The sequence below is a fragment of the Sphingomonas sp. GW821-FHT03E12 genome, assembly GCF_059420685.1.
Genome location: NZ_JBWKUF010000004.1, coordinates 12911 through 28943, shown reverse-complemented (window position 1 = coordinate 28943; position 16033 = coordinate 12911). Strand labels below are relative to the sequence as shown.

Sequence of the window (16033 nt, the reverse complement as noted above, 5' to 3'; positions counted from 1 at the left end):
TTTGTCAATTCATAATGCAATTATTCGGCTGCGCGCATCTTGAGCGCGAGTGCGTGACCGACATGGCCGCGCAGGAAATCGGCGGCGAGCGCCATGTCGCCGCGCTCGATCAGATCAAGCAGCGCGAGATGCTCACGGCATTGCTGCTCGAGCCGGCTGCGGTCGGCGGTGGCACGGAACTCGATCAGTCGGCGCAACCGGTTCACCCGCTTGAGCGCATCGAGGAAGAAGCGGTTGCCCGACCAGGCCACCAGCGTCTCGTGGAACCCGGCATTGATCTCGAACAGCCGCGCGCGCGGTAGCGTCCGGAACGCGCCCGCCAGCAATTCCTGCTGTTCATGGCGCAGCCGGTCGAGTTCGGCCGGCACGAAGCGATAGCCGGACTGGAGCAGCGCTTCAGTCTCGATCGTCGCACGGAAATGATACGCCTGTTCATAGGCTTCGGCCGAATCCAGCGTTGCGCGGAACAGCCAGCCATGACCAGGAAGCCGTTCCACCCACCCCTCCTCAGAGATCTGCGCAAGCACGCGCTGCAGCCGCGCCCGCGTCGCACCGAAGCGGCGCATCATCTCGTTCTCGCTCGCGCGGTCCGGGAGCACGCCCGTCAACCGAGCCTCGACGATCGCGGTATAGAGCGGCTCTTCGTCGATCGCCGGATCCGCCGCCGCGGCGGGCGCGGCCTTCACGAAGAAACCGCGGTTCGGCACCGCTTCGACCATGCCCTTCGCAGCCAAAACCTTGAGCGCCGCGGTGACCGGCGCGCGTGAAACATGGAAGCGGTCGGCAAGCGCTTGCGCGGCGAGGTGATCGCCCTCCACCAGCCCCGCGGTGCGGATGTGATCGATGATCTGACGTGCGATCCGGTCGGCTAGGCGCTCGCGCATTGAGGAATCTTGAATTGCCGAAATGCAATCTTCAAGCAAAATCGCCGGTCGTGTCAGCGACATGACAGCCAGGCTGATGCATCACCACGCCATGACGCGCATCCTCACCCTTCCCGGCGACGGCATCGGCCCCGAAATCACCGAAGCCACGCTCGCTGTCGCCCGCGCCGCCGCCGGCGACCTGCTCCGCTTCGAGACGATGGACATCGGCCTTGCCAGCCTCGCCACGCAAGGCAGTACGCTCCCCGATGCGGTACTTGCCGCGATCCCCGAAGCGGACGGCGTCATCCTCGGCCCGGTGTCGCACTATGACTATCCCGCAGGCCAGCCCAACCCTTCGGCGGCGCTGCGCGTCAAGTTCAACCTGTTCGCCAACATCCGCCCGTGCCGCTCGCGCGACGGCCTCACGCTCCTGCGCAAGCCGATGGATCTGGTCATCGTGCGCGAGAATACCGAGGGCTTCTACGCCGACCGGTCGATGCACATGGGCCCGGGCGAGTTCATGCCCGATCCCGACAGCGCCTTCTCGATCCGCAAGATCACCGCAGCTGCCGTCCGTCGCGTCGCCCGTGCCGCCTTCGAGCTCGCGGCCGAGCGCCGCCGGAAGGTCACCGCGGTCCACAAAGCGAACGTGCTCAAGCTGACCGATGGCCTGTTCCTGCGTGAGGTGCGCGCGGTGGCGCAGGACTTCCCCGGCGTGACGCTCGACGAGGTGATCGTCGACGCCGCCGCCGCCTTGCTCATCCGCGATCCCGAGCGGTTCGACGTCATCGTCACCACCAACATGTTCGGCGACATCCTGTCCGACGAAGCCTCGGAGCTGAGCGGCAGCCTCGGCCTGGGCGGGTCGATCAACGCCAGCGACACGATCTGCGTCGCGCAGGCGCAGCACGGTTCGGCGCCTGACATCGCCGGCCGCGGTATCGCCAACCCCACCTCACTGATCCTATCGGCGGCGATGCTGTTCGACTGGCTCGGCCGCAACCGCAACGACCCCGCACTGTCCGGCTGCGCGCGCCGGATCGAGGCAGCGATCGAGGCGACACTCGCCGATCCCGCCACCCGCACGCGCGACGTCGGCGGACCGCTCGACACGCGCGGCTTCACCGATGCGGTGATCGCCGCGCTATGATCGCAACCGTCGATCCCGCGACTGGCGAGGCACTTGCCTGGTTCAACGTCCACACGCCCGCCGAGGTCGATGCCCGGATTGAGCGTGCAGCACGCGCGCAGGCGCAATGGCGCCTCCGGCCAGTTGCAGAGCGCGCCGCGCTCCTCCCCCGCCTCGCAGCCCTTTTGCGCAGCGAGAAGCAGGCGCTCGCTGCGCTGATCACTACCGAGATGGGCAAGCCGGTCGGCGAAGCGCTCGCCGAGGTCGAGAAATGCGCGCTCAACTGCGACTTCTACGCCGAGAACGCACCCGCGATGCTCGCCGACGCCCCCGTCGTCGCCGTTCCCGGCACCACGATCGCATTCGAGCCGCTCGGCGTGATCCTCGCGATCATGCCGTGGAACTATCCGCTGTGGCAGGTGATCCGCTTCGTCGCGCCCGCGCTCGCGGCGGGCAATGGCGCGATCCTCAAGCACGCCGCCAATGTCCCCCAGTCCGCGCTCGCGCTCGAGCGGCTGATGACGGAGGCCGGCTTCCCCGAGGGCCTGTTCGCCAACCTGTTCGTCGAGCCAGCCGCGGTGGCCATGGTGATCGCCGATCCGCGCGTTGCGGGCGTCACTCTGACCGGCTCGACCGAGGTCGGCGCGATCGTCGCCGGGCAGGCAGGCGCTGCGCTCAAGAAGCAGGTGCTTGAACTCGGCGGCTCGGACCCCTTCATCGTGCTCGCGGACGCTGATCTCGACCGTGCCGCACGGATGGCGGTGACGGCACGCTTCACCAATGCCGGGCAGAGCTGCGTCAATGCCAAGCGCTTCATCGTCGAGGGCAGCGTCGCCGACGCCTTTGTCGAACGCTTCCTCGCCGGCATCGCCGAACTGAGGCTGGGCGATCCGCGCGAGACCGCCACCACGCTCGGCCCGCTTGCCCGCGCCAACCTGCGTCACGCGATCCACGATCAGGTCGAGCGCAGCGTCGCCGCGGGCGCTCGGCTGCACACTGGCGGCGCCATCCCTGGCGGCCCGGGCTTTTTCTACCCCGCCACGTTGCTCGACCATGTCGCGCCGGGCATGGCCGCGTTCGACGAGGAGACGTTCGGTCCGGCCGCTGCGGTCATCCGCGCGCCCGACGCCGAAGCCGCAATCGCGCTCGCCAACCGCACCAGCTTTGGCCTAGGCGCCTCGATCTGGACCGCCGACCTCGATCGCGGCCGCGTACTCGCCCGGCGGATCGATGCCGGCGCGGTGTTCGTCAACGCGATGGTCGCGTCCGACCCGCGCGTGCCGTTCGGCGGGATCAAGCGCTCGGGCTATGGCCGCGAGCTCGGTGAGGCCGGGATGAAGGAGTTCACCAACATGAAGACGATCCGCGTCGCGGAAGCGGCATGAGCGAAGCCAAAATCCTCATCCCCGAGGGACTCCCGGTCAAGGATCGCGGCAATGGCGTGGTCACCACCCCGCTCGTCACCGCCGGGCGCGGATCGCGATCGATGCTCAACGGCATCACCCGCATCGCGCCGGGCGCTGCGGTCCCGCTGCACATCCATAATTGCGAGGAGAGCGTCGTCGTCCTCTCGGGGTCGGGGCGCGTCCATATCGACGGCGCCGAGCATCCGGTGTCGCCCGGCGTGACCAGCTGGATCCCGCCCGAGGTGCCGCACTGCTTCCTCAATCTCGAGGGCAGTGAGCCGCTGGTGATCTTCTGGACCTATGCCTCGATCGACGCGACCCGCACGGTGATCGCGACCGGGATCACCACGCGCATCGACGCGGAATAGATGGCGCGCGAGATCGCACGCCTCGACGTCGATCCCGAACGCACGCGCGCGTTCGAGGACGCTGCCGGCCGCGCGGTGCCGCTGTTCCGCCGCGCGCCGGGCTGCATCCGCATGGACCTGCTCCGCTCGCACGAAATCGCCGGACGCTACTGGCTGCTGATCGACTGGCGCCGCGTCGAGGACCACGCGGCGTTCCGTGCCTCGCGCGACTTCGCCGAATGGCGCGCCCTCGTCGGCGGATTCTTCACCAGTCCGCCGGCGGTCGAGCACGGGCTCGCCGCCGGCATCGGGTTCAGCTGATCCCGCGCAACCCGTCGAGCTGATCGACCACCCGCTCCGCCTCAAGGCTGGCAACCGGATAGGCGCAATAGTCGGCGGCATAATAGGCGCTCGGCCGGTGATTGCCGGAATCGCCAAGCCCGCCGAACGGCATCGACGAGGCTGCGCCCGTGGTCGGCCGGTTGCGATTGACCACGCCCGCGCGGGCCTCCACCTGGAAGCGCACCCATAGTGCATCGTCGTCGCTGATCAGCCCCGCGGCGAGCCCGAAGCGCGTATCGTTCGCAGCGGCAAGCGCAGCGTCGAAATCCGCCACGCGGCGGACCTGCAGCACCGGCGCGAAGATCTCCTCGTCCGGCACGCTCAGCCCGGACACGTCGAGGATCGCCGGCCGAACGAATGCACCCGAGCGCCCTTCGACCCCGCCGAACGGACGGATCTCCCGCGCGCCAAGCTCGACCAACGCCGCGACCTGTGCCGCGGCGCGCCCGGCCGCCTGCGCCGAGACGAGCGGCCCCATGAACGGCTCGGGCGTCTCGTCCCATTGCCCGATGCGCAGACGATCGGACAGCGTCGCCACCGCCTCCACGATGGCATCGCCCGCCGGGCCTTCCGGCACGATCAGTCGCCGCGCGCACGAGCAGCGCTGTCCGGTGGTGATGAAGGCGGACGCCACGACGATCGACGCAACCGCTTCCCGTTCGCCGTCCCACGCCACCAGCGGATTGTTGCCGCCAAGCTCAAGCGCGAGGATCACCGCGGGCCGCTCGGCAAAGGCGCGGCGGAAGTGCATTCCCGCTCCCGCCGATCCAGTAAACAACAGCCCGTCGATATCCTGCGCGACCAGCGCGGCGCCGGTCTCGCGTCCGCCCTGAAGCAGGATTGCGACGTCTTGCGGAACCCCTGCGGCATGCAGCGCCTCGACCATCAACTGGCCGACGAGCGGGGTTTCCTCCGACGGCTTGAACACCAGCGTGTTCCCGGCGAGCAACGCCGGCACGATATGGCCGTTGGGCAGGTGCCCGGGGAAGTTATACGGCCCGAGCACGGCCATCACGCCATGCGGCCGATGCGCCAGCACCGCGCGCCCGAACGGCATTGCGCTCTCGCGCGTGCCGGTGCGTGCCGCCATCGCCTCGATCGAGATCGCAACCTTGCCGATCATCGAGGCGACCTCGGTCAGGGTCTCCCACAAGGGCTTGCCGGTCTCTCGCGCGATCGCCTCGGCCAGCGCGTCCTTTCGCTCGCCAAGCAGCGCGGCATAGCGGGAGAGGATCGCCGCGCGCTCGTCGCCGGATCGCGCCGCCCAGCCGGGGAAAGCTGCCCGTGCCCGCGCCACGGCGTCCGCGCAATCTTCCGCCGTCGCCGACGTGCCTTCCCACAGCGTCTCGCCGGTGGCGGGATCGGTCGAAGCGAACACCGCGCTCATGCCGCCACCTGCACAGTGGCCATCGCGTGGCATGCTGCATCAAGCCGATCGAGTATCTGATCCGCCTCCGCGAGCGTAAGCGTCAGCGGCGGCAGCAGCCGGATGCAATTGTCGCCGCCGCCCGCCACCAGCAGACGCTGCTCGCGCGCCGCCGCCATGAACGCACGGTTGTTGGGTACCAGCCGCATGCCGATCAACAGCCCTTTGCCTCGGATTTCCGCGATCACCCCGGGGTGCGCGGCCGCCAGCTGGTCGAGGCCCGCGCGCAGATGCTGCGAAACTGCGCGGGCATGTGCCAGCGTCTCAGGCTTGGCGATCTCGTCGAACGCCGCGATCGCCACCGCCATCGCCAGCGGGTTGCCGCCGGCGGTCGTGCCGTGCGTGCCCGGCGCCATCCCGCTCGCCGCCTCGGCGGTCGCAAGACATGCGCCGACCGGGAATCCCGATCCCAGCGCCTTGGCGAGCGCCATGATGTCGGGCGTGGCATTGGGATACCATTGATGCGCGAACAGCTTGCCCGTCCTGCCCATCCCGGTCTGCACCTCGTCATAGATCAGCAGCACGCCACGCGCAGTGCAGGCCGCGCGCAGCTTGTCGAGGAACGGCTCGATCATCGCACGCGCGCCGCCCTCGCCCTGCACCGGCTCGACCACCACTGCAGCCGTCGCCGGGTCGGCGATCGCCAATGCCAGCGGCGGCCAGTTATCGACCGCGAAGTGCACGAAGCCGGGAAGGCGATCGCCGAACCCGTCGAGATGCGCCGGGTTCCCCGCGGCGTTCATCGCGCCATAGGTGCGGCCGTGGAACGCGCCGTTGAAGCCGATCACCGTCTGGCGCTGCGGCTCGCCCCGCGCGGCATGGTAGCGGCGCGCCACCTTGATCGCGCATTCGACCGCCTCAGTCCCTGAGTTGGTGAAGAAGACGGTGTCGGCAAAGGACGCGGTGGTCAGCCGTTCGGCGAGCGCATCCTGTCCCGGCATCTCGAACATGTTGGAGATGTGCCACAGCTTGGCCGCCTGCGCCTCCAGCGCGGCGACCAGCACCGGGTGGCAATGGCCAAGGGCGTTGGTGGCGACACCCGCGACGCAGTCGAGATAGGGTTCGCCGCCGCCGACGGGATGGAGCCAGGCCCCCTCCCCACGGTCGAACGCGATCGGGGCACGGGCATAGACGTTCATGAGCGAGCTGGTCATGGGATCCTCGAATGGCGGCGATGCCACCAATCTAATTCCTATTGATCAATAAGGAATGGGATACGCGACCCGTTCTTAGGAGTTTTTGTCGGCTCTATATTCGTAACGGTAATGAGCGGGGCGGGGGTGCCACCCGCCCCGCTCCACGGCTCAGAAGAACCGCGTCTCGATCGAGAATTTGATCGTCGAGGGTGCGCCCTGCGACAGCAGGTTCGCGGCGGTCGATGCCCAGTAACGCTTGCCGGTAACATTCTCCGCGCTGACGCGGAAGGTCGTCTCGACCCCCGAGATCTCGGTCTTGTAGCCGGCACCCAAGTCTAGCAGCGTATGCCCCGGAATAATCGCCTGATTGAGCGAGTTAATCGCACGGTTGCCCGTGTGATAGACCGCTGCATTGACGCTGAGGCCCGGCAGCATCTTGCTGAAGCGATACTCGGTCGCGAGCGACCAAGTTTGCTTGGCCGAGTTCTCGATCCGGTTGCCGACCAGGGTCGGCGATACAGTGGCGCCGTTGATGATCGTCGGCGCGCCCGACTTGTACTTGGCATCGAGGAACAGCGCGCTGGCATAGACCGACCAGTCCGGCGTCACGTTGCCGGTCAGGCTCAGCTCCACGCCGCGATAGGAGGAGCGGCCGTCCTTGACCCAGCGGTTGGCACCGTTGATCACCGCGGAGTCGCGGCTGATGTCGAAATAGGCCGCCTGGAACAACAGGCCGCGCCACGGCTCCCATTTGAGGCCGGCTTCATACTGGATCGACTGGCTCGGCGGCAGCTGCTCGTTGGCGTTGACCGCGGTGGTCGGCGCCGCCGGGGTCGATTCAAGCCCCTCGATATAGGTGCCGTAGACGCTCACCGACGGGACCGGCTTGACCACCGCGCCGAACGACCATGAGGTCGGCTTGGCGGAGAAGGTCTTCACGCCGGTGTCGAGGCGCTTTTCCTGATAGTCGGAGATGCGCACCCCGCCGAGCAGCTGCAGCCACTCGCTGAACTCCATCCGGTCGAACAAGAACGCGCCGGTGTCGGTGATCTGGGTGGGATTGTTCTCCGCCGCCAGCGGCTCGCCCAGCTGCGGGATCGCATGCGGGTTGCTGATGCTCTGGTAGCAGGTCCGGCGCGTGGTGCCGGTGGGCACCGGCGTCGTCGGGAAGCCCGCGCCGACCAGCGCGCCCGTCGTATTGTTGTAGAAACAGGTCTGCGCGGTGTTCGCCGCCGAACGGTTGGCACGGATATTCTTCGACACGCCGATCAGCAGCTCGTGCCGGACGCCGAACGTATCGAACGCGCCCGCGATCTCGGCGCGATAATTCTGGTTCTTGAAGCGCGCGACCGGCTGGTAGCTGACCGCCAGAGGGAACTCGCCCAACGGGCCATTGGCGGCGTTCGTATTGGGGTTGTTGGGATCGATCGTGTTGAAGTGACGCGCCCGCTCCAGCTGCGAGATGCCCGCGCTGGCGATGAACTCCCAGGCCGGGCTGAACTTCCAGATCACCTTGCCCAGCAAATTGGTCGCCTCAGTCCGGTTGAACGCCCAGTCGGGACCGAAATTGGTGTGCGGATCGATCAGCGACGGGAGCTTGATCGCCGGATACAGATTGGTCGCAGTCGGCGTCGGCACCAGAATGAAGCGGTAGATGCCGGGCTCATTGACCTTCTTGTAGAGGTGCTCGCCGTCGATCTGGATGGTGAGGTTGTCGGTCGGCTTGATGTCGAACGCGCCAGCCAGCACCGTGCGGCGGCCACCGGTATTGTCGATGCCCGAATCGGGCGTGTCGTACACAGCGTTGATGCGATAGCCGAGGATGCCGCTGGTACCGCCGAAATCGACGTGCCCGCCAATCCGGCCGTGATTGTTGCCGAACAGCTTCGCCGCCAGATAGGGCGACTGTGTCGGCCGCTTCATCGTCAGGTTGATGATGCCCGACGGCGTGGTGAAGCCGTAATAGAGCGCGGACGCGCCCTTCAGCGCCTCGACGCGCTCCTTGTCCTCGAGCGGCAGGTCGGTGAGGTTGACGATCGGCAGCGTGCCGTTGAGGCGGTAGTTGCCGCGGTTCTCCACGTCGATACCGCGGATCGCCATGTTGTTGTACACGGTGGGCGAGGTCTGCGACGTGGTGACGCCTGCAGTGTTGCGCAGCGCGTCGAGCAGGCTGGTCGCCTGCTGCGTGTCGAGCACGTCGCGCGGGATCACCGCGACGGTCAGCGGCGTGTCGAGCTGCTTGGCGCCGCGGAAGCTGCCCACCTGGACGACTTCGGTACCGGTGCGGTCACCGGTGACGACGATCTCTTCGAGCTCCGGGCCCTGCCGCTCCGGCGCAGCTTCCTGCGCCCAGACGGCCGACGGCGCCAGCACCGCGCACAGCGCGGCACCGGCAAGGAGTATTGACTTATGCATGTTTGTCATGATAACGGCCTTCCCATGTCCTGAACCTTGTTTTTCAGACAAGCGGGTCATTTTCCGATCTCCACTGTCAAAACCCTCTTTGCTCGCACGAATTGCGCTTCGCGTCTTGTGATTCTTTCGCAATTGAATATGCGTAATGCTCATGAATGAGCATGCCCGCCGCCTGCTGCCGCCGATGGCGGCGCTCCACAGCTTCATGGCGGCTGCCCGCCATGGCAGCTTCTCCAGGGCCGCGGCCGAGATCGGCCTGACACAGGGCGCGGTCAGCCGTCAGATCGCGACCCTGGAGGACTGGCTGCAGACGCAGCTGTTCGAACGGAACGGCCGCCGGGTGCAGCTCAGCGAAGCCGGCCGCGCCTATGCCGATGCGATCGGCCCGGCGCTGGCGTCGATCCGCCTCGCCACCGCGCGTGCGCTGGCGGAGCCCGCCGAAACCACGCTGCGCATCGCAACGCTGCCGACCTTCGGCATGCGCTGGCTGGGACCGCGGCTCGGCCGCCTTACCCGCGACCTGCCCGATCTCGTGATCGAGTTCGCTGCGCGCAGCCATGAGTTCGACTTCGCGGATGAAGGCTTCGATGCCGCGATCCACTACGGCTTGCCGAGCTGGCCGGGCGCGCAGCATGACCTGCTGTTCCGTGAGCGGGCGATCCCGGTGATCGCGCCGGCGCTGCTGCGCGAGCATCCGGTGCGAACCCCTGCCGACCTGCTCCACTTCCCGCTGCTGGCGCAGGCCGCGCGGCGCGATGCCTGGCGTCAGTGGTTCCGTCACATGGACGTCCCCGACGGCCAGATGATCGCCGGCCCGGTGGTCGAGCATTTCCTGATGCTCGCCCAGGCCGCCGTCGCCGGCACCGGCGCAGCGCTGCTGCCAAGCTTCATGGTCGAGCCCGAGCTGGAAGCCGGAACGCTGGTCTGCCCCTTCGACGAAGCCGTGGTCGGAGAGGATGCCTATTATCTCGTCCATCCCGCCGGGCAGCGCGAGCGCCCGCAGTTCGAACGCCTGCGCGCCTGGATCCTCGCAGAGGCTGCCGCGCAGCGCTGAGCGGGCGTGGCTCATGCCGCCGCCTCCAGCTGGACCGGCGACGCGCGCAGCCGCTCGCCCCGGTCGCCGCCCAGCCCGCGCAGCGCATCATCGGTCAGCGCAATCGCTTCGCCATCAACCTGCGCGGGTACCGAGGCGACACGGAAGCGCGCCAGATCCTCGGTGCAGACAAGATGCTCGGCCGCGCCGGGCGCGAAATTGGGCGAAAGCTGGGCCGGCGTCCCGGTACGCGATCGGCGCACGGTGGCGATCTGGTCGCGCTCGCAATGCACCTGCGGCCCGACGTCGAACACGTCGACATAGCCTTCGTAGCGGAACCCCTCGCGCTTGAGCAGCGCCATTGCCGGGGCGGAAGCTTGGTGCGGGCGGCCGATCACCGCCTGCGCCGCTTCGGGCAGCAGGTCGATATAGATCGGATGCTTGGGCAGCAGGTCGGCGATGAAGTCGCTGCCGCGGATCGCGCTCAATTTGTCAGCAGTGGCGAAATCCATGTTGAAGAAGCGCGCGCCGACCGCATCCCAGAAGGGATTGCGGCCCTGCCCATCCTGCCAGCCGCGCATCTCGCCCATCAGAAGCGGCGCGAACAGGTCGGGCCGGATCGCGACGAGCATGTAGCGCGCCCGCGCCAGCAACCGCCCCGCCCCGCTGCCCTTCTCGCCCGGCCGTACCGCGAGCGTGCCGACCTCGGTCGTTCCGGTATAGTCGTTGGCCAGCGTCAGCATCTCGACGTCGCAACTCGCGCCGACCGCCTGACTGCGCTGCACCAGCCTCAGCCGCTTGTACGAGAAAAAGCCGAACGGCGATCCGACATGCGGATAAACCGCCGAGGTACCAAGCAGGCGTCCTTCCGCATCCTCGAGCACCAGCATGTAATGCGCATCGGCGCGCTCAACGCTGCCTGCAAAGCTCGCCACCGACCGCTCGACCTTGTCGGCCAGCGCGGCAGGGTCAGCGGGCAAGGTGGTCATCCCCGGCCCCAGGCTTGCGGCCAGGTCGACCAGCGCGGCCAGGTCACGGGTTTCGATCGGGCGGACGACGCGCATCATGCGTTCTCCGCCATGGCCGCCGCGGGTGCGGGCTTGCGCTTCCGCTTGCGCGAGGTGCGCGAATACCAGAGCCACAGGCCGCTGGCGGACAGCCCGGCCAGCACAAGGCCGAAGATCACCGCAAGCAGCCGCGTCGCCACGCCACCGAACAGACCGGTGTGCAGCGGGAACAGCCAGTCGACGATCTCGGTCCCTACCGGCAAGGCGCCCGCGACATAGTGACCGACGTCGCTGCCGTCATAGCGGTTGTAGAAGACCTGTTTGGTGCCGTCGGCACGGATGGTGAGGTCGCTGTCCAAATACACTGCGGCGACGCGCTCCCCGCTCGAAAAGCGGATCTGGCGCAGCGTCGTCGCGCCATAGTCGGCCTGCGCCTGTACGACGAGCCGGTCGAGCGGGACCATCGTTGCGCCCGGTCGCTCGGCGACCTTGGGCGACGGCTTGTCGGTCACCGTGGTGGCGAGCCGCAGCACCGCGCGGAACTCGTCCTTCCACACCATCGACGCGCCGGTAAGGGCCGATGCGCCGAGCACGATCCCAGCGACCGCGCCGACCGCCCGGTGCAGCGAGCGCCATTTGAGGTCGGCGCCCCGATCGGTGACGACCTTCAGCCCCTGCTTCAGCCGCTTGCGCCCCGGCCACCACACGATCGGCCCGGTCACGGCGAGGAACAACAGGCTCAGCCCTTCGATCCCGACGATGATGTGTCCCACCGGCCCGGCGAGCAGGCCATAATGGATGTAGAAGATCCACTCGCCCGGCCACACCGCCATCGGTCCATCGCGCACGACGATGTTGCGATAGGGATCGACCGCGGTCAGCCAGCGCGATCCGTCCTTGGCGACCAGCTTGAACAGCACCGCGCTGTCGGCGGCGTCTGAGAATTCGGCGCGGTTGACCGGGATGTCCGGATGCAGCCTTTCCACCGTGTCCATCAGCGCCTGGATCGGAACCCGCGCCGCCATCGGTTCGACCACCAGCGATGGGTGGATCACCCGCTCGATATCGTCGCGGAACACCAGCAGCGCGCCGGTAAGCCCCTGGACGAACAGCAGCACACCGAGCGTCAGCCCGACCCAGCGGTGCAGCTTGAGCAATTTTGGCTTGAGCTGCTTCATTTCGCGCTCGCATAGGTCTTGACGAGGCGGTGCAGGAAGCTGCGCGCATCATAGAGAGACTTGACCCGCACGCGCTCATTGAGCCCGTGCACGCCATTGCCGTCGGGATCGACGAAGATCGCCGAAACGCCGTAGGTCGGGATGCCCGCCGCCATCAGGAAACGCCCGTCGGTTGCGCCGGTGCTCATCTGCGGGATCACCGGCACGCCCGGCCACATCTCCGCGGCGAGCTTCTCGATCGGCGCCATGATCGCCGGGGTGATTGGCGGCGGCGGCGAGACCGGCCCCGGTTCATCGGCCAGCGTCAGTTCGATCGCCGGATCAGCGATCGTGTCGGCCAGCGCCTTGCGGATCGTCTCGATGCTCGTACCGGGCAGGATGCGGCAGTTGACGTTGGCCTCGGCACGCTGCGGCACCGCATTGGGCGCGTGGCCGCCGGTCACCAGCGTGTTGATGCAGGTGGTGCGGATCATCGCGTTCCACACCGGATCGGCGGCGCTCAACAGGTCGAGCGCGGCAGCATCGTCCTTGCCGCTGCCGGCGACGCGCATCGCATCACCCTTCTCGCCCGGATAGAGCGCAGCGGAACGCGCGAAGAAGTTGCGCGTCACCTCACCCGGCGCCGCCGGGAAGCGATAGCGGCCGATCCGTGCCAGCGCCTCGGCAAGGCGGCTGATCGGGTTGTTGGCGTGCGGCCGCGCGCTGTGCCCGCCCGGACCGGTCGTGACCAGCTTGAAATCCTGATAGATCTTCTCGCCCGCCTGTACGCCGAAGGTGCGCGGCTTGCCCTGATCGTCGAGCCAGCCCTTGCCGCCCTCGTTGATCGCGAACCCGGCCTTGAGCGTATTCGGCTCGGTCGCCAGAAGATATTCGACCCCGTCGAAATTGGCGTCGGTCTCCTCGCCGCAGGTCAGCGCGATCTTGAGTGTGCGGCGCGGACGGTATTTCTCCTCGCGATAGCGGATCAGCGAGTCGACGAAGATCGCCGCCATCGCCTTGTCGTCGATCGCCCCGCGCGCGAAGAAATAGTCCTTCTCTTCGACCAGCTTGAACGGATCGCGCTCCCAGTCGGGTCGTTTAGCCTCGACCACGTCGATATGCGCGACCAGCAGGATCGCCGGCACCTTAGGATCGCTGCCCGCGATCTCGCCGACCAGATTGCCCTGCTTGGGGAAGTTGGGCGCGACCACCACGCGGAACTGGCCGTCGGGATAGCCCGCCGCGACCAGCCGCGCCTTCATCCGGTTCGCCGCCAGCGTGCAGTCGCCCTTCGACAGCGTCGTGTCGGTCTCGATCAGCTCCTTGTAGATGTCGCGGAAACGCATCTGACCGGCATCCGCGGTTGCCTGGGCGAGCGCGGGCGTGGCCAGTGCCAGCGCCCCCGCCGCGGCCAGCCAGCGGCGATCAATGCGCGATGAGTTCGGCAATGCTGTTCTCCGTTTCGCTGCGGATGTCGCCCTTGCGCTTGTGCCAGCCCATCCATTCGGGGCTTTCGCGCAGACCGACGCGAACCTTGTCGAGCACCTGCTGGCGCTTCCCGAAGGCGTCGAAATCGCGGTAGCGCTGGATGAACAGCGAGTCCCAGGGCGCCCCGACCGAGTAGCGGTTCATGTAAAGCTGGTAGCCCGACAGCGCGCCCTCGCGGATCCAGCCGTCGAACTGCGGAAGGACATAGCCCTTCACATAGTCGCGATACTCCCCCGCCTCGCGGTAGGAATAGGGAATGACGTAATAGACCTCGCCGACGTCGAGATCGTCGGCGCTCTTCTCCCAGCTCAGGTCCGCCGAATAGGTGGCGACCGGCGCGCCGAGCGCGAGGCCAGCGGCATCGAGCCCGCCCGGCTGGCTGCGCTCGACCGCCAGCCACTCGCGTACCGCGGCGTAATTCTCGAAATGGAGGACGGCCATCGCGTCCCACACCTCGGGCTGGCGATACCAGGCGTAATAGACCTCATAGGCTGCGAGCTTGCCCGCCTTGCGCATCGCGGCGAGCTTCGCGGCGAACGGACCGGCCATATGCTGGCGGAACGCGGTGCGCTTCGCGGCATCGGCACGATAGTTGATGATGACGGTCCGCGGCCCCTCGGCCAGTTCGGCCTGGGCGAAGGCGGCGGCCGGAGCGACCGCAAGCAGCACGGCACATGCGATCGCGGCGCGAGACAATAGTAGACGAACGACGTCGAACGGACGCACGATAACACCCCTCCCAAGAAGGCCAGCTAAGGCAGTGATGCGGGCTGCGGATCCCGCGTCCCGCCCTTTTCGGGCGGTGATTATCGGCTGAGCCTATGCCGCCTTCCTGTCACCGCGCTGTCACGTTTTCGGGACGGTTACGGTAGCGGTCCGATACCAAGAATTCAGGCTTCGACGCCGGGAAACCGGACGGTCACACGCAGGCCGGGCAGGTCGCCGCGGTCGTCCAGTGCCACGGTCGCGCCCAGACCGTCGGCCAGCGCCTGCACGATCGCGAGTCCGAGTCCGCTGCCGACGCGCCCGCGATCCGCCGCCAGCCGCCCGAAGCGCTGAAAGGCGAGCGCACGGTCCGCCGGGGGAATGCCCGGCCCCTCATCCTCCACCGTCACCGTGCCGTCCGGCCGGACCGCGACCGAAACCATGCCCCCGTCGCGGTTATAGCGGATCGCATTGTCCACCAGATTGCCGATCAGTTCACCAGCCAGATCGGGCTGGGTGCTGATGGTGACAGCGGTGTCGGGCGCATCGAACTGGAGGTCGATTCCCGCCTTCACCGCCTGCGGCGCTTGTTCGAGGCTCGCCGCCCGCGCGATCTGGACAAGATCAACGGGCTTGCGCCGCGCGATCGCCGCGTTGCGGGTGCCCTCGGCGCGGGCCAATGCGAGCAGTTGGGTCAACAGGCGCTGAAGGCGGATGGTCGCCGTCTCGATATCGGCCACCGACTGACGCGCGGCACCATCCGGCAACTCGGCGGAGCGCAGCACATCGACATGCGCGCGCAGGATCGAAAGCGGCGTGCGCATCTGGTGCGATGCATCCGCGGTGAAGCGCCGGATTCCACGCACCGCGGCATCGAGACGGCCGAGCAGGTCGTTGAACGCGCCGATCAGTCCCCGCAGCTCGGCGGGGACATAGTCGGTCGGCAGCGGCGTGAAATCGGCCTCACGCCGCGTCTCCATCGCGCGCAGCACGCGCTTGAGCGGCCGCAGCCCCCAGCGCACCGCGAGCGGCAGCAGCCCCAGCGAAAGCGCGATGAGCAAGGCTTCCAGCGCGGCCAGCGCGAGCAGCATCCGGTCGCGCAGATCGTGGCGCGCGTCGAGCGTCTCGGCGACCTCGACAATCACCGGCTGCTCTACCCGCGGCACCTTGCGCGCCAGCGCGGCGATGCGGATGCGATAGTCGCGATACTGGGCGTATTCGAACACCATCTCGCCGTCGGCATCGGGCAACTGACGGACCCGCGGCAGATCGGCATAGCCGGTGATCAGTTCGCCGCCAGCGCGCACGCTGTAATAGACATTATCGCGCGCATCATTCTCCAGCATGCCGAGCGCGGACGCCGGCAAATCGAGCGTCACCTCCTCATTTTCCAGCGCCAGCGTCTCGGCGATCGCGCGCGCTGATGCGCCGAGCAGGCGGTCGTTGACCCCTTCCACCACCTGATTGATCGTGATCGCGCCGCCGATGCCGAGCAGCAGCGCCAGTGTGGCCATCGGCAGCCCGACCCCAAGCAGCATGCGCCGCGTGATCGAGCTCGTCCGGCGTGGCGCCATAT

Annotated in this window: 14 protein-coding genes; 5 read left to right on the top strand and 9 right to left on the bottom strand. The window is 67.7% G+C overall.

What is annotated here, in order from left to right; all coding sequences use genetic code 11:
* Positions 1-20: 20 nt before the first annotated feature.
* Entirely contained in the window at positions 21-884 is an 864-nt protein-coding gene (locus AC07TU_RS13415; RefSeq protein ID WP_495188422.1) for a GntR family transcriptional regulator, read from the bottom strand.
* Between the two features lie 76 nt (positions 885-960).
* On the opposite strand from AC07TU_RS13415, the gene AC07TU_RS13410 reads away from it, so the two are divergent.
* From AC07TU_RS13410 to AC07TU_RS13395, 4 genes are read left to right on the top strand one after another with little or no spacing between them, the layout of a single operon-like run.
* Complete coding sequence (locus AC07TU_RS13410; RefSeq protein ID WP_495188421.1) at positions 961-2016, top strand: isocitrate/isopropylmalate dehydrogenase family protein; 1056 nt, start codon at positions 961-963, stop codon at positions 2014-2016.
* Positions 2013-3380, top strand: coding sequence for an NAD-dependent succinate-semialdehyde dehydrogenase (locus tag AC07TU_RS13405; RefSeq protein WP_495188420.1), 1368 nt, complete (start codon positions 2013-2015; stop codon positions 3378-3380). Before AC07TU_RS13410 ends, AC07TU_RS13405 begins: the two co-directional genes overlap by 4 nt.
* Positions 3377-3769: a cupin domain-containing protein gene (locus AC07TU_RS13400; protein ID WP_495188419.1), complete on the top strand. Its 393-nt coding sequence runs from the start codon at positions 3377-3379 to the stop codon at positions 3767-3769. The genes AC07TU_RS13405 and AC07TU_RS13400 overlap by 4 nt, the downstream gene beginning before the upstream one ends.
* Positions 3770-4069, top strand: coding sequence for an antibiotic biosynthesis monooxygenase family protein (locus AC07TU_RS13395; RefSeq protein ID WP_495188418.1), 300 nt, complete (start codon positions 3770-3772; stop codon positions 4067-4069).
* Here AC07TU_RS13395 and astD read toward each other — a convergent pair.
* The 3 genes from astD to AC07TU_RS13380 all read right to left on the bottom strand — a co-directional run bounded on the left by astD (position 4062) and on the right by AC07TU_RS13380 (position 9076).
* Complete coding sequence (gene astD, locus AC07TU_RS13390) at positions 4062-5477, bottom strand: succinylglutamate-semialdehyde dehydrogenase (protein WP_495188417.1); 1416 nt, start codon at positions 5475-5477, stop codon at positions 4062-4064. The two genes, AC07TU_RS13395 and astD, sit on opposite strands and share 8 nt — an antisense overlap.
* Positions 5474-6670: an aspartate aminotransferase family protein gene (locus AC07TU_RS13385; RefSeq protein WP_495188416.1), complete on the bottom strand. Its 1197-nt coding sequence runs from the start codon at positions 6668-6670 to the stop codon at positions 5474-5476. Before AC07TU_RS13385 ends, astD begins: the two co-directional genes overlap by 4 nt.
* Before the next feature lie 150 nt (positions 6671-6820).
* Positions 6821-9076, bottom strand: coding sequence for a TonB-dependent siderophore receptor (locus tag AC07TU_RS13380; protein WP_495188415.1), 2256 nt, complete (start codon positions 9074-9076; stop codon positions 6821-6823).
* 142 nt (positions 9077-9218) lie between these two features.
* Here AC07TU_RS13380 and gcvA point away from each other — a divergent pair, with 142 nt between their 5' ends.
* Entirely contained in the window at positions 9219-10121 is a 903-nt protein-coding gene (gene gcvA / locus AC07TU_RS13375) for a transcriptional regulator GcvA (protein WP_495188414.1), read from the top strand.
* A gap of 11 nt (positions 10122-10132) precedes the next feature.
* On the opposite strand, the gene AC07TU_RS13370 is transcribed toward gcvA, so the two are convergent.
* From AC07TU_RS13370 to AC07TU_RS13350, 5 genes are all read right to left on the bottom strand, one after another.
* Positions 10133-11167, bottom strand: a complete 1035-nt coding sequence (locus AC07TU_RS13370; protein WP_495188413.1) for an arginine N-succinyltransferase — start codon at positions 11165-11167, stop codon at positions 10133-10135.
* Positions 11164-12285: a PepSY-associated TM helix domain-containing protein gene (locus AC07TU_RS13365; protein ID WP_495188412.1), complete on the bottom strand. Its 1122-nt coding sequence runs from the start codon at positions 12283-12285 to the stop codon at positions 11164-11166. The genes AC07TU_RS13370 and AC07TU_RS13365 overlap by 4 nt, the downstream gene beginning before the upstream one ends.
* Entirely contained in the window at positions 12282-13712 is a 1431-nt protein-coding gene (locus AC07TU_RS13360) for a M20/M25/M40 family metallo-hydrolase (RefSeq protein WP_495188411.1), read from the bottom strand. Before AC07TU_RS13360 ends, AC07TU_RS13365 begins: the two co-directional genes overlap by 4 nt.
* Positions 13690-14478, bottom strand: a complete 789-nt coding sequence (locus AC07TU_RS13355; protein ID WP_495188410.1) for a hypothetical protein — start codon at positions 14476-14478, stop codon at positions 13690-13692. The genes AC07TU_RS13360 and AC07TU_RS13355 overlap by 23 nt, the downstream gene beginning before the upstream one ends.
* Positions 14479-14642: 164 nt before the next feature.
* Positions 14643-15995 (bottom strand): sensor histidine kinase, encoded by a 1353-nt coding sequence (locus AC07TU_RS13350; RefSeq protein WP_495188409.1) that lies wholly within the window; start codon positions 15993-15995, stop codon positions 14643-14645.
* Positions 15996-16033: the final 38 nt, after the last annotated feature.